The organism is Pseudomonas sp. S2_A10 (genome assembly GCF_054668465.1).
This window is the reverse complement of record NZ_CP162773.1, coordinates 2,529,102-2,554,457: the sequence shown is the minus strand read 5'-3', so window position 1 is coordinate 2,554,457 and position 25,356 is coordinate 2,529,102. Positions and strand designations below refer to the sequence as shown.

Below are 25,356 nucleotides of genomic sequence, written 5' to 3'. Positions count from 1 at the left end.
AGCGTCCCGAGAGGCATTCCCATGCGGAGCGTGGGAACGATCAGCAAAACGCCAACCCGAAGGTTGGCGTTCTGTTCAGCTCAAGCAGTGTTTAGCGCGGCACGACCGGCTTGCGTGTCGGCTTCGGCCCTTTGCCTTTGGCCGCATCCTTGCGCTCCTTGGCCGCCTGCTGGTTGCGGGCGAATGCCGCAGCCTTGGCCTGTTCACGCTTGTCCCACGGATTACCGCCATCACTGGCACGCGGCGGCAGACCGGTGTGCTGAGTGAGAATCTTGGTGGTCTTCTCTTTGGCGACCTTGTGGCTGCCGGCCGGCGTCGAGTTCTTGCGACGGGCGCTCTGGTAGCTGTCGGTGGCCGGCTGATGCGCCGGGATCAGTTGATCCTTGCCCGGGCCGATCAGATCGGCGCGGCCCATGCGGATCAGCGCTTCACGCAGCATCGGCCAGCCTTTCGGGTCGTGATAACGCAAGAACGCCTTGTGCAGACGACGCTGATCTTCGCTCTTGACGATGGTCACGCCGTCGCTCTTGTACGTCACCTTGCGCAGCGGGTTCTTGCCCGAGTGGTACATCGCCGTGGCGGTGGCCATCGGCGACGGGTAGAACGCCTGCACCTGGTCGGCGCGGAAGCCATTGCCCTTGAGCCACAGAGCAAGGTTCATCATGTCTTCGTCGGTGGTGCCCGGGTGGGCGGCGATGAAGTACGGAATCAGGTACTGCTCCTTGCCCGCTTCCTTGGTGTACTTCTCGAACATGCGCTTGAACTTGTCATAGCTGCCGATGCCCGGCTTCATCATCTGGTTGAGCGGACCTTCCTCGGTGTGCTCCGGGGCGATCTTCAGATAACCGCCGACATGGTGAGTCACCAGCTCCTTGACGTATTCCGGCGACTCGACGGCGAGGTCGTAACGCAAACCGGAGGCGATCAGGATCTTCTTCACACCCGGCAGGGCACGGGCGCTGCGATACAGCTGGATCAGCGACGAGTGGTCGGTGTTCAGGTTCGGGCAGATACCGGGGAACACGCACGACGGCTTGCGGCAGGCGGATTCGATTTCCGGGCTCTTGCAGGCGATGCGGTACATGTTCGCAGTCGGGCCGCCGAGGTCGGAAATCACGCCGGTGAAACCCGGCACCTTGTCGCGGATCTCTTCGATTTCGCGAATGATCGACTCTTCGGAACGGTTCTGGATGATGCGGCCTTCGTGCTCGGTGATCGAGCAGAAGGTGCAGCCACCAAAGCAGCCACGCATGATGTTCACCGAGAAACGGATCATGTCGTAGGCCGGGATCTTCTCCTTGCCGTACGCCGGGTGCGGCACACGGGCGTAAGGCATGCCGAACACGTAGTCCATTTCTTCGGTGGTCATCGGAATCGGCGGCGGGTTGAACCAGACATCGAGCTCGCCATGCTTCTGCACCAGCGCACGGGCGTTGCCCGGGTTGGTTTCCAGGTGCAACACGCGGTTGGCGTGGGCGTAAAGAACCGGGTCGTTGCGCACCTTCTCCATCGACGGCAGACGAATCACGGTCTTGTCACGGGTCATGCGCGGGCTGGCCAGGATCTGCACGACCTTGGCTTCCTGCGGATCTTCGACCGGGCCTTTTTCCTGCTCGATGGCGCAGGCCTGGGTGTCCTGGGTATTCACGTACGGGTTGATGATCTTGTCGACCTTGCCCGGACGGTCGATGCGCGTGGAGTCGACTTCGTACCAGCCCTGTGGCGTGTCGCGACGGATGAACGCGGTGCCGCGCACATCGGTGATGTCTTCGATCTTGTGGCCCCACGACAGGCGCTGGGCAACTTCGACAATGGCCCGCTCGGCGTTGCCGTACAGCAGAATGTCAGCGCTGGCGTCGATCAGGATCGAGTTGCGCACGCGATCCTGCCAATAGTCATAGTGGGCGATGCGGCGCAAAGAGGCTTCGATGCCGCCGAGCACGATCGGCACATGCTTGTAGGCTTCCTTGCAGCGCTGGCTGTAAACCAGACTGGCGCGATCCGGACGCTTGCCGGCCATGCCGCCGGGCGTATACGCGTCATCGGAACGGATTTTCTTGTCCGCGGTGTAACGATTGATCATCGAGTCCATGTTGCCCGCCGCGACGCCGAAGAACAGGTTCGGCTCGCCGAGCTTCATGAAGTCGTCTTTGGACTGCCAGTTCGGCTGCGCGATGATCCCGACGCGGAAGCCTTGCGACTCCAGCAGCCGGCCGATGATCGCCATGCCGAACGACGGATGATCGACGTAGGCATCACCGGTAACAATGATGATGTCGCACGAATCCCAGCCGAGCTGATCCATCTCCTCCCTGCTCATCGGCAGGAATGGCGCTGGCCCGAAACATTCGGCCCAATATTTTGGATAGTCAAATAACGGCTTGGCTGCTTGCATGTCGACGACCGGTGCTGAAGTGAAAAATCGCGGGCGCGGAATATAGCACAAATTTTGACCAATTCCGACGACGGTGGTCGGTTTCTCTGCGAGCTGGTCTCGCGCAGCCAGCCCGCGACACATCACGAGTTTTCGCTGAGCGTACGACGCACCAAAACGGCAAGGAAGCCGCCCGCCCGCAGCACTCCCCCGGGAGTAACGGGGCATTCAATGTAAAGGAAGACAGGCAATGTCACCCAAACCGCCAATCAGAGGCATCACTACCGTCTCGATCCATAATCCGCGACCCGATTATTCGCTAACCCGGCCTGGTTTCCCCCTGTCCTTCGATGGCACGTCGGGGCTCAGGATTCCCACGCGCCCGACGACAACGATCGCAACAGCGATCGATCACGTGCTCAACCACATTATCCCCATGCCTGCGCGGGCGGCGGTCAGAACGGCAGCGGTAGCGCAATCTGTTGCCTTTGTGCACGACCGCCCTTTGAAGGATTACTGGATCACTTCGCTGGTTGTGCTGCCGGCGGCCGATGCCGAAGGCATGTCGACGCTCAATGGACGCCAGTATGTCCAGGTACCGGAGGGTGGCACCGTACAGGTGAGTCTGGACTCGGCCAGCGGTTTCTACCGGGCAAAATTGCCCAGCGAATTGCACGCGTCGGGACCGCTATTGCGCTTCGATACCGACAGCCGTCTCTGGCAGCCCATCGACACCTCGGCGCCCTCCACCTACCCCTTGTCCACGACCCGGCTGGAGGCGTTTCGCACCGATCTGGATTTCAGCACGGTCGAGCCGGACGGCGATGGCCTGTTGCGCTTCAACGGCAAACTCTATGTGCAGATCGAGAGCTACGCCTATCAGGTTCTGCATGATCTCGACGCCTCGACACCGCACAGAGCGGTGATGCGCATCGTTCGCCCTGAAGATCCGATCGCCGCCGATGCGACAAACGTTTACGTCGCATCACGTCCCGGCAGGTCGGAAGCGATTACTTTCAATGCTCAATCCGGCTGGCGCGGAACCTCCTTGACAGGTGTAGCCGGAATGCCGAGAGGCGCAGCGGCGCGACCCTCAGACTTATGGCTGCATCTGGAGGTGACAGTCGCACTCGAGGGTATCAACAAGCGGATCAAGCAGGATCAGGATAAACGTGAACAGCTGATAAACGCCTGGCTGGAGGCGAGTAACGCGCAGGGAGAGCATGCGCAAACCGTTCGACGCGAAACAATGGCGCTGCTTGATCGCGAGGTTCACTGCCACAAAGAACTGAAACACCTTGGAAAGGCGCTGAAATACTACGAGGAGCAAAAATCCTCGATCAAGCGCTTCATGAAGCAGGACGCTTACCTGAACAACATAATCAGGCTGCAAAAAAAACAGATGCTCGCCTATCAGCAACTGATCGAATGCGGCTTGACGCGCCACGCCCTGGAGGGTCCGATGATCGACCTCGACCCGGAGCGGCTGCCGCGAACAGTCAACGTTCTGGGCAGGATGCTGAGTCATCTGAAAGAGCGCCAGCAAATCGCCGACAATCTGGTGAACAAATGGCGGGTCTCTCCAGACGAGTTCAGCGCGGATGTTCTTTCACCAATGGACACCCATAACGTTGTTGCCTCCTGGGTCCTGACCAAAAGTCTGATGCTGGATACCCCACAATCGGCCGGCAACGCCCCTCTGGCATCGGAACTGGCCACCCGCTTTGGTCAGGTGACCTTTGTTTACGGAGCGCTTGGCGCAGTTCCCGAAGTTTCCCACCCTGCCGTATTGAATAACCTGTTCCAGGAATGCACAGCCATCCGCCACTGGTTCGAACGCCTTGATCTGGCACCGGGGGAGCAGCACGCCACTTCACGCAGGGAGATCACTGCGGAAATCGAAATATTCGAGCAGACGCTGGTAGGCCGCTTGAACCAGTTTCTCCATCAGGCTGACCGTCCGGTGCTGACGTTCGACCAGCAGAACATTGATTTCGAGTTCATTCCGGCCCAGGACAGAAGCGGTCTCCAACCGCCGCCCAAGCTCATCTTTCGGGCAAAGAAAAACGGCGTCTACAAGCTCAATGTCGGCGAGTCTCGACGCACCGCGCAAAACGAAGAGGTGATTGAGGTCCGCAACCTCCACAATCCCAGGCAGCCGTCACAGACCTATGACCGAGGACGCGGTGAATGGCGTTCGCCGCGGACAACGCCGCAGAGGAGCTTGCCGTCATTGGTTGCCGAAGCCACTCGGCACCTTGACCGTGTCGACGCGCATGTCCGCGCTGCCCTCCACGAAGAACGGCAAAGAAACCATCCGGACAACATTGTCGAGATGCTCGAAAGCAGCGCCGGGGCAATGGATGACACCGTATTGCAGTTGCAGCGGGCGGAACCGGCCCATGATGAGACCGCCGCGCTGATTCGACGCCTGCAGGACGCCAGTGAACGTCTGCGCAATGAGGGCGAAACCATCCGCCTGCGAATCTATAAGGACAAGCATGTTCTGAACGTCGACCGACTGCTGTACCTGATCGACAAGGGCCACGTGAACGCCCGGAAAATCGAGAGCCGATTGAAACGTGGCAAGGGTTCGGACCGGCAATATCTCGACATCTATCTAGTCACCGATGCACATACCCACGATCCCCTCTGGCACGCACATTTTCATTATGCGAGACAGGATTCCCCGGACTTGAATTTCAACGTGCGCGGCGCGCATTTGAAAACCCTTGAACAAAGCAGCAGGGGTATTCAATCGCAGCGCAGGGAAGAACTGGCGCAGCGGCCGCATCAACCTGTCTGGCGCGAATATCTCGATGGACGCACAGCGCAGAAAATCTTCGACCTGGCCGCCGCCTCCGCTCACCCGATGACACAGCCTCAGGCAATGACGCCGAACAGGCCGGCAGCTTCCGCTGAAGAAGCTACCGTGCAACGACTACAAGGAATGTAAGACATGCCAAGCAAACCGCCGTCGAAAGTGACGCTTCCCGGTCATTCACATATTCGACCGGACACATCCATGGATACGCCCCCGCCACGCCTCAACCTGACCCCGCGCCCCGGCCTCGATCCGACCACGTTGAGCGGCCCGTCAATCCGCGCGAACAGGCCCACAGACGGTATCGATCCTGATGCAATCGTTCCTGCTCCCAACGTCACAGTGCAGGCGATTGCTTCAATGCATGACGCCTTCGCTCATGTGGGCCACCCGCCTGAGCATTACCGGCTCAGTGCAACGATCGGCTTGCCCGATGCCGACGCTGAAGGCCTGAGAACATTCAAGGGCCGCCATTACGTGGAAATGACCGATGGTGGCTTCGTGCAGGTGGGCAAGGATGCGCAGAGCGGCCTCTGGCGCGCCAGGCTGGCCAGTGAATCGATCCCCTCCGGACCGCTGATGCTGCACGACCCCGACAATGGGCGATGGCATGCGCTGGAGTTTTCGCAACCAAGCACCTTCGCTTTATCAGGGGCGCGTCTGCAGCCGTTTCGCACGCCGCTCGACTTCAGCACCAGCTCACCCGACAGCGACGGGCTGCACCGCCATGACGGCAAGCTCTATGCAGTGATCGATAATCACGGCTATCAGGTCCTGTACGATTCCGATGCATCGACGCCTCTGGCCGAAGTGATGCGCATCGTTCGCCCGCAAGATCCTGTCGCCGCCGACGTCGACAACATCTACAGCGCTACGCGCCCTGGCAGATCAGAGCCTGTGGTGTTCGATGCCCGTCAGGGCTGGCAAGGCATCGTAGTCGGCGGAGCCGGCGGAATGCAGCGTGGCAGTCCCGACCAACCGGCTTCACCGGGGCTGAGGGAACGGCTCAACACCGCGTTCAACCGACTGCGCACGCCACAATCGCGACTGCGAAAACTTTATCCCTCTCTGGACAGCGAGCAGATCCGCACTCTGCTGAGCCCCCACGGCGACGATGTACAAGGCTTCTTGACCCGCGTCGAGACTGAATACAAGACCTTGAAGCTGGAACTCGCGACGTGGCTGAAGACCAGTACGCTGGCCGGCGGGGCGGCCCATCCCTCGGTGGAGCGCGCCGCGCAAGAGATCAAGCGTTGCTGGAAACGGCAGACGGGAACAACGCTGCAGCTGGATCTTGGCGGCGCCGGCATCGCTGCGCTCTCGGCAGATTTCAGCCATGTACGCACGCTGCACTTGCAGGCGGTGGCATGGTCGGCGGGGTGCGAAACTTTTCTCAAGGGGTTCACAGCCCTAGAACGCTTGAAAATCAACGCTTCGGCGCTCGATACACCGCCGGCGAATCTCACGCAGATGCCCGGCCTGAAGGAACTGGACCTGCGAGCGAACCGCATTGAACTGAGCGAGCAAACCGCCGGCGAGCTGGCTTCGCTCAGCCAACTGGAAAACCTTGATCTGTCGGACAACCCGCTGGGCAAGACCCTGGACTTCAGCGGCATGCTCCAGCTCAAGACCGTGAGTCTGCGCAACACCGGGCTGGATGAATGGCCAACGGGGCTGCGAGATCAGCTAGCGATAGAGTCAATCGATCTGCGCGACAACCGATTGCGCGAAATTCCGCAGGCAATCATCAATCCGGCGAGTGATCAGTTGCTCGACATCGCCAACATCAACCGCGTCACCCTGATCGAAGGCAATCCCTTCGCCAGCGGTTATTGGCGGCGGCTGGAAGTCTATTGGCAGCGGGTTACGGCGCAATACCCGGCACTGATCACCAGCGCACGCACGGCTGCATTCCGGATTGATGGCGCCATTCCAGAAGTCGCCATGCTGCTGCAGATGCATCCAGAGAGAACCCCGCAAACTGCCCGGGAATACCTGATCGGTCTGGGGGATGATGCAGAAGCCACGATCAGCCGGCGTTTCGAGGAGTTCAAGGTGCTCGACGCACAGCTGCAGGCTTACGTCGCCGACAGCACGTCGGCAGCATCCAGCGCCGCCGGCCAGGAAAAGCTTCGGGCAGAATACATTGCCCGGACTATCAAGGACTGCTGGCTCCAGGAATCGACGTCGCTCATGCTGCCAGCAGTGAACGGACCGCTACCGTCACTGACTGCCGACTTCAGTCGGTTGAAAATGCTCATCCTCAATAACGTCGTCTGGTCCGACACTGCCGACACGTTCCTGTCGCGGTTGCCTGATCTGGACATTCTGACGATCACCCGCTCCGGCCTGAAAAAATTGCCCGCAGCCATCAGCGGGATGAGCCGGCTCGCCCACCTCAATCTGACTGAAAACCAGATAAAACTCGATGAGCACAGCGCTGGTGCATTGAGTGCATTGCATCAGCTGGTTACCGTCAAGCTCTCTGACAACCCACTGCAGATACCGCCCGATTTCAGCGCGATGTCCGGACTGCAGACACTGGAGCTGAGGAACACCGGAATCAGCGAGTGGCCCCTCGGGCTGGCTGACAAGACCACCTTGACCGGCGTCGACCTCAGCAACAATAAACTGCGCAACGTCCCCGACGCGCATATCAACCCGCCTGCCGATCAATTGGCCGTGGTCGCGCGGATCAACAACCGCACGCTGATTGAGGGCAACGACTTCCCTTCGCCTTACTGGAGAAAGTTCGATGGCTACTGGCGAAGACTCAATGAACTGCATCCCGAGTTGATGACTCCAGCCCACCCCGCCGTATTCGATACTGAGAACTCGCGAGCGCAACGCTACCGAAGACTGTTTCCGGGCAAAAGCATCAAGGCCTGCCGGGATGTTATCTGGAGCCAAGACAAGGGCACTGTCGCGACCAGGCTGTTGGCGCTCGAGCAGGATTTCGCCGTGCTGAAAAACCAGTTGGATGACTGGGTTTTTTCCGGAGGCAGCAATCGTCTGCGCTATATCCGCGTCAATCAATTGCACGCCAACACTCAAACCCGCAATGAGCGCATCGAGGCACGTGACCGGATCATCAGTTGCTGGCGACGTGAAACGCCCGAGCAACACGCCTTCGACGGCACGCCGATAGGTCTTGAACTGGATTTGAGCGGTTTGACACTGCCAACCCTGCCGGATCTGAGCAGCGACTTCAGCCATGTCGGCTCACTCAAACTCAACAACATGAATCTCACCGAATCCCCGGAAGGTTTCCTGACCCGCTTCCGGCATTTGCGCTGGCTGAACATGGCGAACAATCGACTCAGGGATCTCCCTCCGGCGATCGGCGAGATGCACGGGATGACGCGGTTGTTCCTGCAGGGCAATCAACTGGAACTCACCGCCGAGACCGCGCAGATACTGGCCGGGAGAACCACTCTGAGGGCCTTGTGGATTCACGACAACCCGCACTTGAGCGTGAGCCCGGATTTCAGTGCGATCACTGACATGCGCGAGGTCGACATGTCCAATACGGGCATCGAAAGCTGGCCAACCGGACTGTTCGATCAGCCCCTGCTGGGCAAGGTCCATCTGAACGACAACCGGATCACGAGTCTGCCCGACTTTGTCGTCGCACCGGCAGCGGATCGCCTGACGCATTCGATTCAGGTCAACAGTGGCACTCAGATAAGCGGTAATCCCCTGAGCGCATACACACGAGAACGCCTGGCCGGCTACGGTGAATGGCTGAACCGCTCCGCAGCATCGCTCTACAATCCATTGAACCTGCTGACGACTTCTCTTTCGGCAGCCCACCCGCAAGCAGTGGCAACGAACTCTGTTTCGGTCTATCCGCAGTTGACCGTCGGCATGACGGCAGACGAGGCGATGATTCGCGCCGAGCAATTGAACAGGCTCAAAGCACAGGTGGGCTCAGATGGCTTTTTCAACATCATTTCCAAGCTCGCCCACCATGCCGATTTCCGCCGACAGATCTGGGACGTGGTCGATGCGATCAGCGAGAACAGCGTGCAGACACGTGCGCTGCGCAGAGACGTTTTTGATCGCGCCTGCGAGGCTGGCTGCACTGACCTTGCCGCTGCCACGTTTACAGACATGCAAGTACTGACCATGACGCACAAGGCGCGAATGCAGGCGAGGCAAGACGGCAATGGTGCTCGATTGGTGGACCTGTCCAGAAGCCTGTTCAGACTCAGACAGGTCGATGATCTGGCCGCAGCCGAAATCGCTGCGAGCAGGGCAATCGTCGACGATCCGCAAACTTCAGCGAGGGAGCGCAATATCCATCAGCTGCGCTTGCGCGACCCGCACGAGATGACGATGGCCTACCGCTTTGGGCTCAAGGATCGGCTGCAGTTACCGTTTCAGCCGCAGACACTGTCCTTTATCGGCATGGCCGGCGTCACATCGCCGATGCTGGAAGTGGCCTACCGAAAGGTCATCGCCTTGAACGACTCCCCCGATGAGTTTCAGGCTCTGGTATCGATGGATTTCTGGCAGGACTTCATCACGCACAAATACTCGTCCCGGTTCGACGCCGCACGTCAGCCCTATCAACAGAAACAGGCCGCACTGGACGCGCAGTCTGCGACAAATGCCCTGACCGAAACCGAATATCAGGCGCAAACCAATGACGTCACAGCACAGCTGGCCATCAGCGAAGCGACGCTGATCCAGGCACTGACCCGCGAGGAAATTCGCCCCGGTGACGGAGTCGAAACAACTGCAAGCAGCGAGACGGCAGCTTCGGCCGATTGAAACCGACCACGACAGCAGGCCGGATGATCCTGTCTGCTGTTACTCGTCGTCGTCGAAGTTGTAACTGCCCGGCGCGAGGTTTTCGAAGCGCGTGTACTTGCCGATGAACGCCAGCCGAATAAACCCGATCGGGCCGTTACGCTGTTTGCCGATGATGATTTCGGCAATGCCCTTGTGCTCGGTTTCCGGGTGATACACCTCGTCGCGATAAACGAACATGATCACGTCGGCGTCCTGCTCGATCGCTCCGGATTCGCGCAAGTCGGAGTTGACCGGGCGTTTGTTCGGGCGCTGTTCGAGGGAACGATTGAGCTGCGACAGGGCGACTACCGGGCAGTTGAATTCCTTGGCCAGCGCTTTCAGCGATCGCGAAATCTCGGAAATTTCGTTGGTGCGGTTGTCACCGCTGGAACCGGGGATCTGCATCAGTTGCAGGTAGTCGATCATGATCAAGCCGACATCGCCGTGCTCACGCACCAGACGCCGGGTCCGCGCGCGCATTTCCGAAGGGCTGATACCGGCGGTGTCATCGATGAACAGTTTGCGATCGTTGAGCAGGTTCACCGCTGACGTCAGGCGCGGCCAGTCGTCATCTTCGAGCTGGCCGGAACGCACCTTGGTCTGGTCGATTCGGCCGAGCGAAGACAGCATACGCATGATCAGCGATTCGCCTGGCATCTCGAGGGAGTAAACCAGGACAGCCTTCTCACTGCGCAACACGGCGTTTTCCACCAGGTTCATCGCGAAGGTGGTTTTACCCATCGACGGACGGCCGGCGACGATAATCAGGTCGGACGGCTGCAAGCCGCTGGTCTTTTCATCGAGGTCGGTGTAACCCGTAGACAGACCGGTGATGGCGTCGGCGGTGTTGAACAGGGTATCGATCCGGTCGATAGCCTTGGTCAGCAACTCATTGACGCCGACCGGGCCGCCGGTCTTTGGCCGCGCTTCGGCGATCTGGAAGATCTGCCGTTCGGCTTCATCGAGGATCTCTTCGGCGGTGCGGCCTTCGGGGTTGAAGGCGCTGTCGGCAATCTCGGTACTGATGCCGATCAGTTGGCGCAACGTCGCACGCTGGCGGACGATCTGCGCATAGGCCTTGATGTTGGCGACGGACGGGGTGTTTTTCGCCAGTTCGCCAAGATAGCCGAGGCCGCCGACTTGCGACGTCTGACCTTCCTTGTCCAGCTGTTCGGCAAGGGTCACGACGTCGATCGGCGAGTTCTGATCAGCCAGTTTGGCGATCGCTCGGAAGATCAGACGGTGGTCATGTCGATAGAAATCGCCATCGGAGACTTGATCGAGCACGCGTTCCCAGGCGTTGTTGTCCAGCATCAGACCACCGAGTACGGCCTGTTCGGCCTCGATGGAATGCGGCGGCACCTTCAGGGCAGCGGTTTGCAGATCGTATTGCTCGGGAGCGGAGATATCGTTCATGGCCACTTGAGTATTAGTGAAAAGCAGGGAATTCAGAAAGACAAAGGGCACGACCTGTAAACAGGATCGTGCCCGATGTTAACCGTCTGACGGACAAGCCGCCAGCCGATCGATGTTGCTTAAGCTGCTACCACGACAACGCGTACGGTGGCTTCAACTTCGGCGTGCAGGTGCACGGCCACGTCGAATTCACCCACGTTGCGGATGGTGCCGTTCGGCAGACGAACTTCGCTCTTCTGCACTTCAACGCCGGAGGCGGTCAGTGCGTCAGCGATGTCGTGAGTACCGATCGAACCGAACAGCTTGCCTTCGTCGCCAGCGGTGGCAGTGATGGTCACTTCCAGCTCGGCCAGTTGGGCAGCACGGCTTTCAGCCGATGCCTTACGGTCTGCGGCGGCTTTTTCCAGCTCGGCGCGACGCTCTTCGAACGCAGCCAGGTTGGCAGCGGTCGCAGCGGTAGCCTTGCCGAAAGGCAGCAGGTAGTTACGGCCGTAACCGGCCTTAACGTTTACTTTGTCGCCCAGGTTGCCCAGGTTGGCGATTTTTTCCAGAAGGATCAGTTGCATGTGAAAATCCTCTAACTTTTAACCTTCACCGTTCGCGCTGTCGGTGTCTTTCGACACGTGACGACCGCGAAAATCAATCAGGCTGTCGACAATGGCCAGAACCACGAGCAACGGATAGATCAGCTGCATGAACAACAGCAGCGTGACGTACAACCCCACCAGCCAGAAACCGGCCAGTCGCTTCTGCCCGACCAGCCCGTGAATCAGGGCTAGCCCGGCGAACACCAGCGGTACACTGCACAACGGCGTCAACATGGCCATCTGTGCACCGAGATTCGGGCCCAGAAGCATCAACGCCAGCAGTAACATCGCCGGCCCCAGCGGGATGCGGATGGCGCGAAACTCGCGACCGAAACCACCCGGGTTGTACAACAACGCCTGCCAATGCCGCCCGACAATCAGGCTCAGCACGCTGACGATCTGCAACAAGGCCGCAATCAGTCCGGTCAGGACCGGTGCAATCAGGGACGCGAAACGCGCTTGCTCATCGACCGACAATTGCTTGTAGGTCTCACCGAGAAGTGCCGGCATGACCTTTATAAGGGCCTGTGCAAGCATCTCGATCTGGGCCGCAAACGCGACCCCGAGCACCACTGAAAACACCACTCCGATCACTACGCTGACCAGCAGCGTGCGGACCCAGGATTCGCTTGCGCGCAAAACCAACGCAAGCCCCGAAGACCCCAGCAGCACCAGAAGTGCCCGTGGGTCGTCGGCATACAGCCACCAGATCAAGGCCGGCAGCAGTCCCAGTGACAGAACGCCAAGGGCGTCCGTCAATCCGCGCCGCAGCAGCACAAGGCTCCCGGCGGCAGCACCCAACCAATACAACAACGGCAATGTTGCACATCCGGCCACCACGAGAGTGGCCTGCATTCGGCCTCGCATGATGAACTCAGCTAAGGCGCGCATGCATTCAATCCTTTGCTACTTGTCGACTGCCCGGTCTCAGCGGCCGTGGCTGTCGGTGTAGGCCAGCAGGGCCAGGAAGCGGGCGCGCTTGATAGCGGTGGCCAGCTGACGCTGATAACGAGCTTTGGTACCGGTGATGCGGCTTGGAACGATTTTGCCGGTCTCGGATACGTAGGCTTTCAGAGTGTTGAGATCTTTGTAGTCGATCTCTTTCACGTCTTCAGCGGTGAAGCGGCAGAATTTACGACGACGGAAGAAACGTGCCATTTGATAGGCTCCTTAATAAGGTCCGTGGATTACTCGTCAGCGTTATCGCTGTTGTCGCTGTCATCACTGTCGGTGCCTTCGGCGCCTTCGTGCTCAGGACGGTCGCGACGCTCACGGCGCTCACTGCGGTTTTCTTCAGCCTTGAGCATCTCGGACTGGCCGGTAACGGCTTCGTCGCGACGGATGACCAGGTTACGGATCACTGCATCGTTGTAGCGGAAGTTGTCTTCCAGCTCGGCCAGGGCCTTGCCAGTGCACTCAACGTTCAGCATCACGTAGTGAGCCTTGTGAACATTGTTGATTGCGTAGGCCAGTTGACGACGGCCCCAGTCTTCCAGACGGTGGATTTTGCCGCCGTCTTCTTCGATCAGCTTGGTGTAACGCTCAACCATGCCGCCGACTTGCTCGCTCTGATCCGGGTGGACCAGAAAGATGATTTCGTAATGACGCATGAATGCTCCTTACGGGTTGTAGCCTGCCGCTCAAAAACGGTCAGACAAGGAGTGAATGACACTTATGGACTTGCTGGCGCGGGGCACATGCGTGCCTGCCGTCACAGCAAGGGGCGCAATTGTAGAGAAGGGACTGCGGGCGCGCAAGGCAATTGGTGAATATTTGAACAACCACCGGGCGACCCGTGTAGGAGCTGCCGAAGGCTGCGATCTTTTGACTTTGATTTTTTCAAAGCAAGATCAAAAGATCGCAGCCTCGTTTCACTCGACAGCTCCTACAGGGGATTTGCAGCAGGTCAGGACTTCTTCGCGGCAGCCTTGGCCTTCGCACCGCGCTGGCGCTGGGCTTCGAACAGGCACACGCCGGTGGCGACCGAGACGTTGAGGCTGCTGACGCTGCCGGCCATCGGCAGGTTCACCAGATAGTCGCAGTGCTCGCGGGTCAGGCGACGCATGCCTTTGCCTTCGGCGCCCATGATCAGAATGGTCGGGCCGGTCAGGTCCTGGTCATAAATGCTGACCTCGGCTTCACCAGCGGTGCCGACTACCCACAAACCGCGCTGCTGAAGTTTTTCCAACGTGCGCGCCAGGTTGGTCACGGCCACCAGCGGGATCACTTCCGCCGCGCCGCAGGCGACTTTACGCACCACCGGGGTCAGCGTGGCCGACTTGTCTTTCGGCACGATCACCGCCAGCGCACCGGCCGCATCGGCCGAACGCAGGCAGGCGCCGAGGTTGTGCGGATCGGTCACGCCGTCGAGCACCAGCAACAGCGGCGCGCCTTCGGTGCGATCGAGCAACTCGTCGAGCATCGCCTCGCCCCAGACCTGACTCGGGCTGACTTCAGCGACAACGCCCTGATGCACGCCTTCAACCCAGGCGTCCATTTCGCGACGCTCGGCCTGGCCGACCTGAACACGGTTTTCATTGGCCAGCTCGACCAGCGTCTGCACGCGCGGATCGTTGCGGCTTTCCGCCAGCCAGATCTGCTTGACGCGCTTGGGGTGGTGACGCAGCAACGCTTCTACCGCGTGAACGCCGTAGATTTTTTCCAACTGACTCATGACTTCGCCTTCGGTTTACGCGCCCCGCCACTTTTGGCTGGAGCGGAACCCGCTTTTGGCGGGCCCTTACGGTGTTTGCTCGGTTTGGCTGGCTTGCCGTCGGTCGCCCTGTCAGGCGCCGACCGTCCGGTCTTTCCCCCGGACGCCGCTTTACCACCGTTTTTCGCATCGGCCAGCAAGGCCTTCTTCAATTCACGGCTTTTGCGCAGCTCGGCGTTTTTCGCCACGGCATCGCTCGGACGATAGGCTTCGGCAACCTTTTCCTTGGCCGGACGACGGCTGGCGGTTTTCGCTGGAGCCTTTTCTTCCGCAGCCTTGGCAGCAGGCGCAGCGGTTTCGGCGCCACGTTTCTTGCGACCGATCGGCGCGCTGATGGTTTTCTCGGCCATCTCGAAGTCGATCTTGCGCTCATCGAGGTCGACGCGCATGACGCGTACTTCAACGGTGTCGCCAAGACGGAAACTGCGACCGGTGCGCTCGCCCGCCAAGCGGTGATGCACAGGATCGAAGTGGTAGTAATCGCCCGGCAGCGCGGTGACATGCACCAGGCCTTCGACGTAGATATCGGTCAGCTCGACGAACAGACCGAACCCGGTCACAGCGGTGATCACGCCCGGGAACGATTCGCCGACGCGATCCTTCATGAACTCGCACTTGAGCCAGTTCACCACGTCACGGGTCGCTTCGTCGGCACGACGCTCGCTCATCGAGCACTGCTCGCCAAGCTGCTCCAGCGCCGCCTCGTCGTACGGATAGATGCGCGCCTTCGGAATGGTCATCGCACCGGCACGACGAACGTGCGGGGTGTCCTGTTTCGAATGGATCACACTGCGGATCGCGCGGTGCGTGAGCAGGTCCGGGTAACGACGGATCGGCGAGGTGAAGTGGGTATAGGCTTCGTAATTCAGGCCGAAGTGGCCGTCGTTTTCAGCGCTGTACACCGCCTGACTCAACGAACGCAGCATGACGGTCTGGATCAGATGGAAATCCGGACGATCCTTGATGCTCGCCAGCAGGGCCTGATAATCCTTCGGCGACGGACCGTCCTTGCCCTTGTGCAGGGACAGGCCGAGCTCACCAAGGAATGCGCGCAGCTTTTCCAGACGCTCTGGCGGCGGACCGGCGTGAACGCGATACAGCGCAGGGATTTCGTGCTTCTTGAGGAATTCGGCAGTGGCTACGTTGGCGGCCAGCATGCACTCCTCGATCAGCTTGTGCGCATCGTTGCGCACGGTCGGACGGATTTCGGCAATCTTGCGCTCGGAACCGAAAATGATCCGGGTTTCCTGGGTTTCGAAATCGATCGCGCCACGCACATGACGGGCGGCCAGCAATACCTTGTACAAGGCGTAGAGCTGCTTGAGGTGCGGGACGACGTCGGTGTACTCGCCGCGCAGTTTGCGCGCTTCGGTAGCCTTCGGCGTTTCCAGCATCGCGCTGACCTTGTTGTAGGTCAGACGGGCGTGGGAATGGATCACCGCTTCATAGAAGCAGTAGTCGGTCATTTCGCCGGACTTGGAGATGGTCATCTCGCAAACCATGGCCAGACGATCGACTTGCGGGTTCAGCGAGCACAGGCCGTTGGACAGTTGCTCGGGCAGCATCGGAATCACGCGCTCGGGGAAGTACACCGAGTTGCCGCGAACCTGAGCTTCGTTGTCCAGCGCCGAGCCGATCTTCACGTAACTGGAAACGTCGGCAATCGCCACGTACAACTTCCAGCCACCGGAGAACAGACGCAGCTTGCCCGGTTTGGCTTCGCAGTAGACCGCATCGTCGAAGTCGCGGGCATCTTCGCCGTCGATGGTGACGAACGGCAGATGACGCAGGTCGATGCGCTTCTCTTTGTCTTTTTCTTCAACTTCCGGCTTGAGCTTGGCGGCTTCTTTCACAACCGCTTCAGGCCAGACGTGCGGGATATCGTAGGTGCGCAGGGCAACATCGATTTCCATGCCCGGCGCCATGTAGTTGCCGACCACTTCGACCACATCGCCTTGCGGCTGGAAACGCGGCGTTGGCCAGTGGGTGATTTTCACCTCGACGAATTGACCGATCTGCGCATTGGCGTTGCGGCCCGGCGTCACCAGCACTTCCTGCTGGATCTTCGGATTGTCGGCAACGACGAAACCGATGCCGCCTTCTTCGAAGTAGCGGCCGACGATGGTTTCGTGAGCGCGGGAAACTACTTCGACGATCACGCCTTCACGGCGACCACGACGGTCGAGCCCGGAAACCCTGGCCAGCGCGCGGTCACCGTCGAACACCAGACGCATTTGCGCCGGGCTCATGAACAGGTCGTCGCTGCCGTCGTCCGGAACCAGGAAGCCGAAACCGTCACGGTGACCGCTGATGCGGCCGAGGATCAGGTCGAGCTTGTCCACCGGCGCGTAAGTGCCACGGCGGGTGTAGATCAGTTGAGCGTCGCGCTCCATGGCGCGCAAGCGGCGGCGCAGGGCCTCGATCTGGTCTTCGGTGGTCAGACCAAACTCTTCGACCAGTTGCTCGCGGGCAGCAGGCGAACCCCGATCGGCGAGGTGCGCCAGGATCAGTTCGCGGCTGGGAATAGGGTTTTCGTATTTTTCCGCTTCACGAGCGGCCTCGGGATCGAGGGACTGCCAATCGGCCATTAGAGAGTTTTCACCTTGTCTATATGCGGGTTAGTTTGGCATAGGCGCCGGGAAACGGGAAATTTCCGCTTCTATAAGGCTTTGCATGGCCCTGTATCGACGCTCTGATAGGGTTTTGAACGCCGCTGGTAAAAAAATTCAGTTTTTTCTGCAGTAGGGGTTTACAGTTAAAAAGGCGCTCCGTATAGTGCGCGCCATCGACGACGCACAAGCGCTTTCGATGATGCCCAGGTGGTGAAATTGGTAGACACGCCAGCTTCAGGTGCTGGTGACCTTACGGTCGTGGAAGTTCGAGTCTTCTCCTGGGCACCAATTTCGAGTTTGAGACTAGATCAGTTTCAAGACTCACACAAAACCCGCGAAAGCGGGTTTTTTGCATTTGCGGGAAAGCTTTTGTTCACACTGATTTATTAAAACCAAATCAGGGGTTTACAGATCAAAAAGGCCTCCGTATAGTGCGCCACATCAACAGCGGCAACGCTTGCGATGATTGCCCAGATGGTGAAATTGGTAGACACGCCAGCTTCAGGTGCTGGTGACCTTACGGTCGTGGAAGTTCGAGTCTTCTTCTGGGCACCAATTCAAATTCAAGGTTCAGGCCTTGGATTTCACAAAAACCCGCGAAAGCGGGTTTTTGCGTTTCTGGCTTCCTGAATTTCGCCATCCCTACAGGATCGCCAGTCGCCCCACAAGGCGCACTTGAGAAACAATATCGTTTATCATTGTTGCAAGTTTTTGCAATGCGACAGTGAGGAACCCTGCGAATGACGTTTCGAAATACCCTGCGCCGAGGCCTGACCTTCACCCTCCTCGGCCTGGCACTCGCCACTCCCCTCACCCAGGCTGCCGATGCGGTTTCCCTGACTCTCTACAACGGCCAGCACAAGGAAGTCGGCGACGCGATTGCCAAGGCTTTCGAAGCCAAGACCGGCATCCACGTCAACGTGCGCAAAGGCAGCAGCAACCAGCTCGCCAGCCAGATCATCGAAGAAGGCGACCGCTCCCCCGCCGATGTGATCTACACCGAAGAGTCGCCGCCGCTGAATAACCTCGGCGAACAGGGTCTGCTGGCCAAGGCCGATGACGCCACGCTGGCAGTTCTGCCGGAAAAATACGTCGCCGCCAATGGCACCTGGATCGGCGTTACCGCCCGCGTACGCGTGGTCGCGTTCAATCCGAAACTGATCGATGAAAAAGACCTGCCGAAATCGGTGATGGAATTTTCCGAGCCGCAGTGGCAGGGCAAGGTCGGCTTCGTTCCGACCAGCGGCGCCTTCCAGGAGCAGGCCGTAGCGATCATCAAGCTGCACGGTCGTGACGCCGCCGAAGAATGGCTGACCGGCCTGCGCGCATTCGGCAAGACCTACAGCAACAACATGGTCGCGCTCAAAGCGGTGGAAAACGGCGAAGTCGCTACCGTACTGGTGAACAACTACTACTGGTTCGCCCTGCAACGCGAGAAGGGCAAGCTCGATTCCAAATTGCATTACTTCACCGGCGGCGACGCTGGCGGCTTGATCACCGTGTCCAGCGCTGCCGTACTGAAATCCAGCAAACATCCAAAAGAAGCCCAGCAATTCCTCGCCTTCATGGCCAGCGAAGAAGGTCAGCGCGTGATCACCCAGACCACCGCTGAATATCCGCTGCACAAAGGCATGGAATCGGATCGCGGTCTCAAGCCGTTCAGCGAACTGGAAGCGCCGAACGTCACCCCGGCGGATCTGGGCAACGCTGAAGAAGCGCTGGAACTGGAACGCGAAGTTGGCCTGAACTGATGGCAGCATCGTTATCGCCCCCCGCCGCGCGCGGGGGTTATGTGCCAAGGCGCAAGCGGCCGTCGATCTGGCTGGTGCTGCCGGTATTGCTACTGGTGGTACTGAGCCTGTTGCCACTGGCCTACGTCGGGGTGAAAGCCTGGCAGGCCGGCTGGGCCGAGGCGCTGCATTTGCTGTGGCGCCCGTATGTGTTTGGCCTGTTGCGCAACACCTTGGCACTGATGGTCGGCGTGACGATCACCTGCGCCGTGATCGGCCTGTCGCTGGCATGGCTACTGGAACGCAGCAATCTGCCGGGTCGACGCCTGTGGGGCGTGATCCTGTGCCTGCCGTTTGCGGTGCCGGCGTTTGTCAGCAGCTTCACCTGGGTGTCGCTGAGTGCGCAGTTCGAAGGCCTCGGCGGAGCGATTCTGGTGATGAGCCTGTCGAAGTATCCGCTGATCTTCCTGCCAGTCGCGGCGACCCTGCGCAATCTCGATCCCTCTCTCGAAGAATCCGCCCGCACGCTGGGACAGAATCGCTGGGGCGTGTTTTTCCGCGTCACCCTGCCGCTGTTGTGGCCATCGCTGTTGGCCGGCTCGCTGCTGATTGCCCTGCACATGCTGGTGGAATTCGGCGCGCTGTCGATCATCGGTTTGCAGACCTTTACCACGGCGATCTACCAGCAATTCGAACTGGAATTCAGTAACGCCAACGCAGCGATGCTTTCGGCGGTGTTGCTGGCGCTGTGCCTGCTGCTGTTGTGGCTGGAACTGCGGGTGCGCGGCAAGGGCCGGCATGTGCGCACCGGCCAAGGTGCAGCGCGACAGGCTGAGCAAGTAAAGCTTGGGCCATGGGCTGCGGCAGGTCAGTTGTATTGCCTGTTGCTGGCGATTATCGGCAGCGGCGTTCCGCTGGGCATGTTGGCCTACTGGCTGGCGGTCGGCTCATCGGCGGCGTTCCCGGTAGCGGCGATCACCGAAGCGCTGTTGTCGTCACTGGCACTGTCGCTGGGCGGCGCGGCGCTGTGCCTGGTACTGGCGGTTCCAGTCGGCTTGCTGGTGGTGCGCTACAAAGGCCAATTGGCAATCTGGGCCGAACGCCTGCCTTATCTGCTGCACGCGCTGCCGGGCCTGGTGATTGCGTTGACGCTGGTGTATTTCGCCCTGCATTACGTACCGGTGCTGTATCAGACGTCGGGCTTGCTGCTGATCGCCTATGCGCTGCTGTTTCTGCCACTGGCGCAGGCGCCGATTCGTACGGCACTGAACAAGGCTGCGCCACAGCTGGAAGAAGCGGCGCGGACCTTGGGCGCATCGTCGTTCACGGCGTTTTGCCGGGTGACCTTGCCGATCATTTTCCCGGCACTGGGCGCGGCGTTTGCGCTGGTGTTTCTCGATGCGATGAAGGAATTGACGGCGACGTTGCTGCTCAGCCCAACCGGACTGAATACGCTGGCGACCGAGGTCTGGGCGCATACAGCGAATGTCGAGTTTGCGGCGGCGGCGCCTTATGCGGCGTTGTTGATTGTGGTCTCGGGGTTGCCGGTTTATCTGCTGACGACGCGGATGTATCTGAGCCGCTGATACCGTTTTCGCGAGCAGGCTCGTTCCCACGATGGATTGAGTTTCCCCGTGGGAGCGAGCCTGCTCGCGAAGATGCCAGCCCGGATAACATCAAGCGCGGAACTGCCCCAGGCTAGCCTTCAACTGCGCCGCCAGACCATCCAGCACCTTGCCACTGGCGGTGGTTTCCACCACTGCCTGCGCCGCTTTCTCGGCTTGGGCATGAATCGTTTCGACGCGCCCACGCACTGCCTGTGCACCCTGCGCCTGATGCGCTGCTGCTTGCGTCGCCAGACCGATCGCCGCATGCACCTGCTCGACCGAAGCCTGCACCGATTGCTGCAAGCGCGCACTGTCGCGCAAGACCAGCAAACCTTCGCTGGCCTGCCGTCCGGCCTGGCCAATCGCCTCGACTGCCTCACGTGCGCCCTGTTGCAGAGCGACGATGTGCGCTTGAATATCACCCGTGGAGCTTTGCGTCTTGCTCGCCAGCGCACGAACTTCATCCGCCACCACGGCAAACCCACGCCCGGTTTCACCGGCCCGCGCCGCCTCGATCGCAGCGTTCAATGCCAGCAGGTTGGTCTGTTCGGCGATGCCGTGAATCACCGTCAGCACCACCTCAATCTGCTCGCTCTGCTGCGCCAGTCGCTCGATAACCTTCGCCCCGGTATCGACCTGCCCGGCCAGCGCTTCGATCAGGCTGCCAACCTTCGCCGAAGTCCGGGTGTTCTCATCGGTGGCCTGACGAATATCGACAACCTGCTTGAGCGCCGCCTGCATTGCCTGACTTTCCGACTGCGCCTCGTCTGCCATTTGCGACAGCGCGCGCAGGCTTTCTGCAACTTCATCGCGCTGCATTCCGGCAGCCGCATCGGCGCCAGCGTTGCGCAAAGTCATCGCGCCAATTTCCACGCCAGTGCGCTGCGCGACATCGCCCGCCTCGCGCACGATCGGCTGCAGCTTGTCGACGAAGCGATTGACCGCCGACGCCATGTCGCCGATTTCATCCTTGCTGTTGATCTGCACACGCTTGGTCAGGTCGCCCTCGCCCGCCGCCAGATCGTCCATCGCCGCATTGAGCATTTTCAGGCGATTGACCACGCGATGACCGAGCACCACGGCCAGCAACAGCAGCACGCCGCAACCGACCAGTGCCAGGCCAAGGCCGATACGCCAGCGCAGTGTCGCGGCAGCGTCTTGAACGGTTTGTGCGGTGTTGGCTTTCATTTCGCCAGCGGTGCCCTGCGCCGATTGCAGACGCGCCTGCATCGCTTTGGCGCTGTCCGCCGCCGCGCCTTTGAGGCTGTCGCCGACCAATTGATCGCTGCTGGCAATCAGCGCCAGGAAGCGCTTGTCGAGCTCGGCCAGATCGGTTTCCACCGAGGCTGTGGAAACGCCCATCAGCACTTTGCCGATCTCCACGCCATTGGGATTGATCGAGGCCTCGAGGTAGTAGACCGAAGGATCATTCTTCGCCGCATCCAGCACTTTATCCAACGCACGCTCACCCTGACCTTTTTCCAGCAAGGCCTTGTTGATCGGGTTTTCACGGTTGAGATAACGGGTCAGATGCTGGCCGGTGGCGTCGTCATACACCACGAACAGCACGTTGGGATTGCGCTGGGCGCGGCGGGCGAACTCCGAGAGCGTCGGCACGTCGCTGTCCCACATGGCACGCGGCGCTACGGATGCAAGCAACTGCGCCATGTCGTTGGCCGAATCCTTCAGGTCCTTTTCCAGCGTCGCTCGCAGCTGCGCCTGCTCTTCTTTCAGACGCGCGGACAGGCCGACCGTCAGGCGCTGACGAGTGCTGGCCGATAACGCATCAAGACTCGAAGTGACTTCACGCCCGGCCTGCTCCAGCTCACCGGAGAGCTTCTGGCTGTCGGCACCCAGGCGCACGGCCAGATCGGCTTCCAGCGCGGTGACCGTGCTCCGCGTCAGGGCAACCGCCACCAACACCTGCACCAAAAGGGCGATACCAAGGGTAACGAACACCGGCCGCAACAAACGGCTTTGTAACAGTGAGAGAACGGCTGACACTTTAAATCCCTCTACTTCTGACGCCATTAATTTGATGGCACTCTTGTAGACAGATTCACAGCAAAGGTCATGCCGTCCAACAGGCATAAACGACAAAGGCCCCGATTAAGGGGCCTTTGTTTTTTACATCAACGACTTATCAAGCAAACGGATGACGCAGAACGATGGTTTCGTTGCGGTCCGGGCCCGTCGAAATAATGTCGATCGGCGCGCCGATCAACTCTTCAACGCGTTTGATGTAGGCACGAGCATTGGCCGGCAGCTCTTCCAGGGTTTTTGCACCCACGGTCGATTCGCTCCAGCCTGGCACTTCTTCGTACACAGGCTGCAGGCCTACGTAGCTGTCAGCATCGGTCGGGGCAACAGCATTGCCTTGCGCGTCTTTGTAGCCGACGCAGATGTTGATGGTTTCCAGACCGTCGAGTACGTCCAGCTTGGTCAGGCAGATGCCCGAGATGCTGTTCACATCGATAGCGCGACGCAGGATGACGGCGTCAAACCAGCCGCAGCGACGGGCGCGACCAGTGGTGGCGCCGAACTCGTGACCCTGCTTGGCCAGGTGTGCACCGACTTCGTCAAACAACTCGGTCGGGAACGGGCCGGAACCGACGCGAGTGGTGTAAGCCTTGGTGATGCCCAGGATGTAGTCGAGGAACATCGGACCAACGCCCGAACCGGTCGCCACGCCACCCGCAGTGGTGTTGGAGCTGGTCACGTACGGGTAGGTGCCGTGGTCGATGTCGAGCAACGAACCTTGCGCGCCTTCGAACATGATGTCCTTGCCGGCACGACGCAGGTCGTGCAGCTCGGCAGTCACGTCGAGCATCAGCGGCTTGAGCAGCTCAGCGTATTCCTTGCATTCGGCCAGGGTCTTTTCGAATTCGATGGCTGGCTCTTTGTAGTAACCGACCAGCATGAAGTTGTGGTAATCCACCAGTTCACGCAGCTTGTCTTCGAAGCGTGGCATGTTCAGCAAGTCGCCGACACGCAGGCCACGACGGGCAACTTTATCTTCGTACGCCGGGCCGATGCCGCGACCGGTAGTACCGATCTTCAGCTCGCCACGGGCCTTTTCACGGGCCTGGTCCAGCGCGACGTGGAAGGACAGGATCAGCGGGCAGGACGGGCTGATACGCAAGCGCTCGCGCACCGGTACGCCTTTCTCTTCCAGCTTGGTGATCTCGCGCAGCAGGGCGTCAGGTGCAACCACCACGCCGTTGCCGATCAGGCATTGCACGCCTTCGCGCAGCACGCCCGACGGAATCAGGTGCAAGACGGTTTTCTCGCCGTCGATCACCAGCGTGTGACCCGCGTTGTGGCCACCCTGGTAGCGCACTACGGCGGCAGCATGTTCGGTCAGCAGATCAACGATCTTGCCTTTGCCCTCATCACCCCACTGGGTGCCCAGGACTACGACATTCTTACCCATAACACTTGTCCTCATTCGCGCAAACTTGGTGCCGGCGATGGCCGGCAGGAAAACTCAAGAAGCCAGTGGCGATACTTGCCAAAGCCCGTTCTGCTGAATCAATTGCCGGTCGCAGTCCGCATCACGGGCGGCGGCCAAAGGTTGTCCAGGCAAGGCCTGAACGACACGCTGACCCTCACTGCGCAACTGGCAAACCTGCTGCCAGAGTGCCGCATCCGTACTGTCAGGCATCCAGATACCGCCAGACGGTAGCTCGATCTCAGCACGCCCCAGGGTCACCAGGGTTTTCAAATCGGTAGAGAAACCAGTCGCCGGACGGGCGCGACCGAAGTCGGCACCGATGTCATCGTAACGACCGCCCTGAGCGATGGACTGGCCAACGCCCGGCACGAACACCGCGAACACCACACCGGTGTGGTAGTGGTAGCCGCGCAACTCACCGAGGTCGAAATACAGCGGCAGGTGCGGGAAGCGCACGGAAAGACGCTCGGCGATCGCCAGCAGGTCTTCCAGCGCCGCCAGCACCGGCGCCGGCGCATTGGCCAGACGCTCGCGGGCAGCGCTCAATACTTCACGGCCGCCGCACAGATCAACCAAGGCACGCAGCATCCCCGACAGATCGGCCGGGAGACCTTCGGTCAGGGTAATCACTTCATCGATGGCCTTGCGCTGCAGGGCATCGAACAACTGCTGCTCGACTTCACCGGAAAGACCAGCGGCACGCGCCAGACCACGGTAGATGCCGACATGCCCGAGGTCCATGTGCACGTCCGGCACATCGGCCAGTTGCAGCATGGCCAGCATCAGGCTGATGACTTCGACGTCGCTGCTCGGGCTGGCGTCGCCGTACAGCTCGGCGCCCAGCTGGATCGGGCTGCGCGAGGACGACAATGCACGCGGCTGGGCGTGCAGGACACTGCCTGCGTAGCACAGACGGCTCGGGCCTTCGCGGCGCAGGGTGTGCGCATCGATACGCGCCACCTGCGGTGTGATGTCGGCACGGAAACCCATCTGCCGGCCCGATTGCGGGTCGATGACCTTGAAGGTACGCAGATCCAGGTCCTGGCCCGCGCCGGTCAGCAGGGATTCCAGGTACTCGATATGGGGAGTCACGACGAACTCGTAACCCCAGCTCTGGAACAGATCCAACACCTGACGACGCGCGACTTCAATGCGCGCCGCCTCCGGTGGCAGTACTTCTTCGATGCCATCTGGCAGCAGCCAGCGGTCTACCGTTGCCATTACGCCATTCCCCTTTGATCC

The 25,356-nt window shown here is 60.1% G+C and carries 15 protein-coding genes and 2 tRNA genes; 6 read left to right on the top strand and 11 right to left on the bottom strand.

Annotated features, from left to right (window positions below; all coding sequences use genetic code 11):
- Positions 1-91: 91 nt before the first annotated feature.
- Complete coding sequence (locus AB4N41_RS11555) at positions 92-2,395, bottom strand: YgiQ family radical SAM protein (RefSeq protein WP_016771932.1); 2,304 nt, start codon at positions 2,393-2,395, stop codon at positions 92-94.
- Positions 2,396-2,624: 229 nt separating this feature from the next.
- Between AB4N41_RS11555 and AB4N41_RS11550 the strand changes: the two genes are divergently transcribed.
- Together AB4N41_RS11550 and AB4N41_RS11545 are read left to right on the top strand one after the other, a co-directional pair.
- Positions 2,625-5,330, top strand: a complete 2,706-nt coding sequence (locus tag AB4N41_RS11550) for a hypothetical protein (RefSeq protein WP_252877335.1) — start codon at positions 2,625-2,627, stop codon at positions 5,328-5,330.
- 3 nt (positions 5,331-5,333) lie between these two features.
- Positions 5,334-9,974, top strand: coding sequence for an NEL-type E3 ubiquitin ligase domain-containing protein (locus AB4N41_RS11545; RefSeq protein WP_252877334.1), 4,641 nt, complete (start codon positions 5,334-5,336; stop codon positions 9,972-9,974).
- Between the two features lie 39 nt (positions 9,975-10,013).
- Here the strand turns inward: AB4N41_RS11545 and dnaB are convergent, their stop codons facing one another.
- From dnaB to rnr, 7 genes are all read right to left on the bottom strand, one after another.
- Entirely contained in the window at positions 10,014-11,411 is a 1,398-nt protein-coding gene (dnaB, locus tag AB4N41_RS11540; protein WP_016771936.1) for a replicative DNA helicase, read from the bottom strand.
- A 119-nt stretch (positions 11,412-11,530) separates the two neighbouring features.
- Positions 11,531-11,977 carry a 50S ribosomal protein L9 gene (gene rplI / locus AB4N41_RS11535; protein ID WP_003221136.1) on the bottom strand — a complete coding sequence of 149 codons (447 nt, stop codon included), beginning with the start codon at positions 11,975-11,977 and terminating at the stop codon, positions 11,531-11,533.
- Positions 11,978-11,995: 18 nt separating this feature from the next.
- Entirely contained in the window at positions 11,996-12,889 is an 894-nt protein-coding gene (locus AB4N41_RS11530) for a hypothetical protein (RefSeq protein ID WP_016771937.1), read from the bottom strand.
- A 36-nt stretch (positions 12,890-12,925) separates the two neighbouring features.
- Positions 12,926-13,156 carry a 30S ribosomal protein S18 gene (rpsR, locus tag AB4N41_RS11525; protein WP_002551829.1) on the bottom strand — a complete coding sequence of 77 codons (231 nt, stop codon included), beginning with the start codon at positions 13,154-13,156 and terminating at the stop codon, positions 12,926-12,928.
- A gap of 29 nt (positions 13,157-13,185) precedes the next feature.
- Positions 13,186-13,608 (bottom strand): 30S ribosomal protein S6, encoded by a 423-nt coding sequence (gene rpsF, locus AB4N41_RS11520; protein ID WP_016771938.1) that lies wholly within the window; start codon positions 13,606-13,608, stop codon positions 13,186-13,188.
- A 296-nt stretch (positions 13,609-13,904) separates the two neighbouring features.
- Positions 13,905-14,672 (bottom strand): 23S rRNA (guanosine(2251)-2'-O)-methyltransferase RlmB, encoded by a 768-nt coding sequence (gene rlmB / locus AB4N41_RS11515; protein ID WP_252877333.1) that lies wholly within the window; start codon positions 14,670-14,672, stop codon positions 13,905-13,907.
- On the bottom strand, positions 14,669-17,299 hold the full coding sequence (gene rnr / locus AB4N41_RS11510) for a ribonuclease R (RefSeq protein WP_024011371.1): 2,631 nt from the start codon (positions 17,297-17,299) through the stop codon (positions 14,669-14,671). Before rnr ends, rlmB begins: the two co-directional genes overlap by 4 nt.
- Positions 17,300-17,524: 225 nt before the next feature.
- On the opposite strand from rnr, the gene AB4N41_RS11505 reads away from it, so the two are divergent.
- From AB4N41_RS11505 to AB4N41_RS11490, 4 genes are all read left to right on the top strand, one after another.
- A tRNA-Leu gene (locus tag AB4N41_RS11505) sits at positions 17,525-17,611 on the top strand.
- A 180-nt stretch (positions 17,612-17,791) separates the two neighbouring features.
- Positions 17,792-17,878, top strand: a tRNA-Leu gene (locus tag AB4N41_RS11500).
- Positions 17,879-18,063: 185 nt separating this feature from the next.
- Complete coding sequence (locus tag AB4N41_RS11495; RefSeq protein ID WP_016771941.1) at positions 18,064-19,074, top strand: extracellular solute-binding protein; 1,011 nt, start codon at positions 18,064-18,066, stop codon at positions 19,072-19,074.
- Positions 19,074-20,639: an ABC transporter permease gene (locus AB4N41_RS11490; protein WP_095180955.1), complete on the top strand. Its 1,566-nt coding sequence runs from the start codon at positions 19,074-19,076 to the stop codon at positions 20,637-20,639. The genes AB4N41_RS11495 and AB4N41_RS11490 overlap by 1 nt, the downstream gene beginning before the upstream one ends.
- Positions 20,640-20,729: 90 nt before the next feature.
- Here the strand turns inward: AB4N41_RS11490 and AB4N41_RS11485 are convergent, their stop codons facing one another.
- The 3 genes from AB4N41_RS11485 to AB4N41_RS11475 form a co-directional block, all read right to left on the bottom strand.
- Positions 20,730-22,664, bottom strand: a complete 1,935-nt coding sequence (locus AB4N41_RS11485) for a methyl-accepting chemotaxis protein (RefSeq protein ID WP_217851188.1) — start codon at positions 22,662-22,664, stop codon at positions 20,730-20,732.
- 139 nt (positions 22,665-22,803) lie between these two features.
- Positions 22,804-24,093 (bottom strand): adenylosuccinate synthase, encoded by a 1,290-nt coding sequence (locus tag AB4N41_RS11480; RefSeq protein ID WP_016771943.1) that lies wholly within the window; start codon positions 24,091-24,093, stop codon positions 22,804-22,806.
- Positions 24,094-24,147: 54 nt separating this feature from the next.
- The gene (locus tag AB4N41_RS11475) at positions 24,148-25,335 is read right to left on the bottom strand and encodes an ATP phosphoribosyltransferase regulatory subunit (protein ID WP_095180957.1); all 1,188 of its coding nucleotides are present in this window, start codon (positions 25,333-25,335) and stop codon (positions 24,148-24,150) included.
- Between the last annotated feature and the right edge of the window lie 21 nt (positions 25,336-25,356).

Bases quoted from the DNA above. Each gene is read 5' to 3' on its own strand.
- dnaB (WP_016771936.1), bottom strand. From the start codon at position 11,411: ATGAACGATATCTCCGCTCCCGAGCAATACGATCTGCAAACCGCTGCC.
- rnr (WP_024011371.1), bottom strand. From the start codon at position 17,299: ATGGCCGATTGGCAGTCCCTCGATCCCGAGGCCGCTCGTGAAGCGGAA.
- AB4N41_RS11480 (WP_016771943.1), bottom strand. From the start codon at position 24,093: ATGGGTAAGAATGTCGTAGTCCTGGGCACCCAGTGGGGTGATGAGGGC.
- AB4N41_RS11530 (WP_016771937.1), bottom strand. From the start codon at position 12,889: ATGCGCGCCTTAGCTGAGTTCATCATGCGAGGCCGAATGCAGGCCACT.
- AB4N41_RS11555 (WP_016771932.1), bottom strand. From the start codon at position 2,395: ATGCAAGCAGCCAAGCCGTTATTTGACTATCCAAAATATTGGGCCGAA.
- rlmB (WP_252877333.1), bottom strand. From the start codon at position 14,672: ATGAGTCAGTTGGAAAAAATCTACGGCGTTCACGCGGTAGAAGCGTTG.
- AB4N41_RS11475 (WP_095180957.1), bottom strand. From the start codon at position 25,335: ATGGCAACGGTAGACCGCTGGCTGCTGCCAGATGGCATCGAAGAAGTA.
- AB4N41_RS11545 (WP_252877334.1), top strand. From the start codon at position 5,334: ATGCCAAGCAAACCGCCGTCGAAAGTGACGCTTCCCGGTCATTCACAT.
- AB4N41_RS11490 (WP_095180955.1), top strand. From the start codon at position 19,074: ATGGCAGCATCGTTATCGCCCCCCGCCGCGCGCGGGGGTTATGTGCCA.
- rplI (WP_003221136.1), bottom strand. From the start codon at position 11,977: ATGCAACTGATCCTTCTGGAAAAAATCGCCAACCTGGGCAACCTGGGC.
- rpsF (WP_016771938.1), bottom strand. From the start codon at position 13,608: ATGCGTCATTACGAAATCATCTTTCTGGTCCACCCGGATCAGAGCGAG.
- AB4N41_RS11495 (WP_016771941.1), top strand. From the start codon at position 18,064: ATGACGTTTCGAAATACCCTGCGCCGAGGCCTGACCTTCACCCTCCTC.
- rpsR (WP_002551829.1), bottom strand. From the start codon at position 13,156: ATGGCACGTTTCTTCCGTCGTCGTAAATTCTGCCGCTTCACCGCTGAA.
- AB4N41_RS11550 (WP_252877335.1), top strand. From the start codon at position 2,625: ATGTCACCCAAACCGCCAATCAGAGGCATCACTACCGTCTCGATCCAT.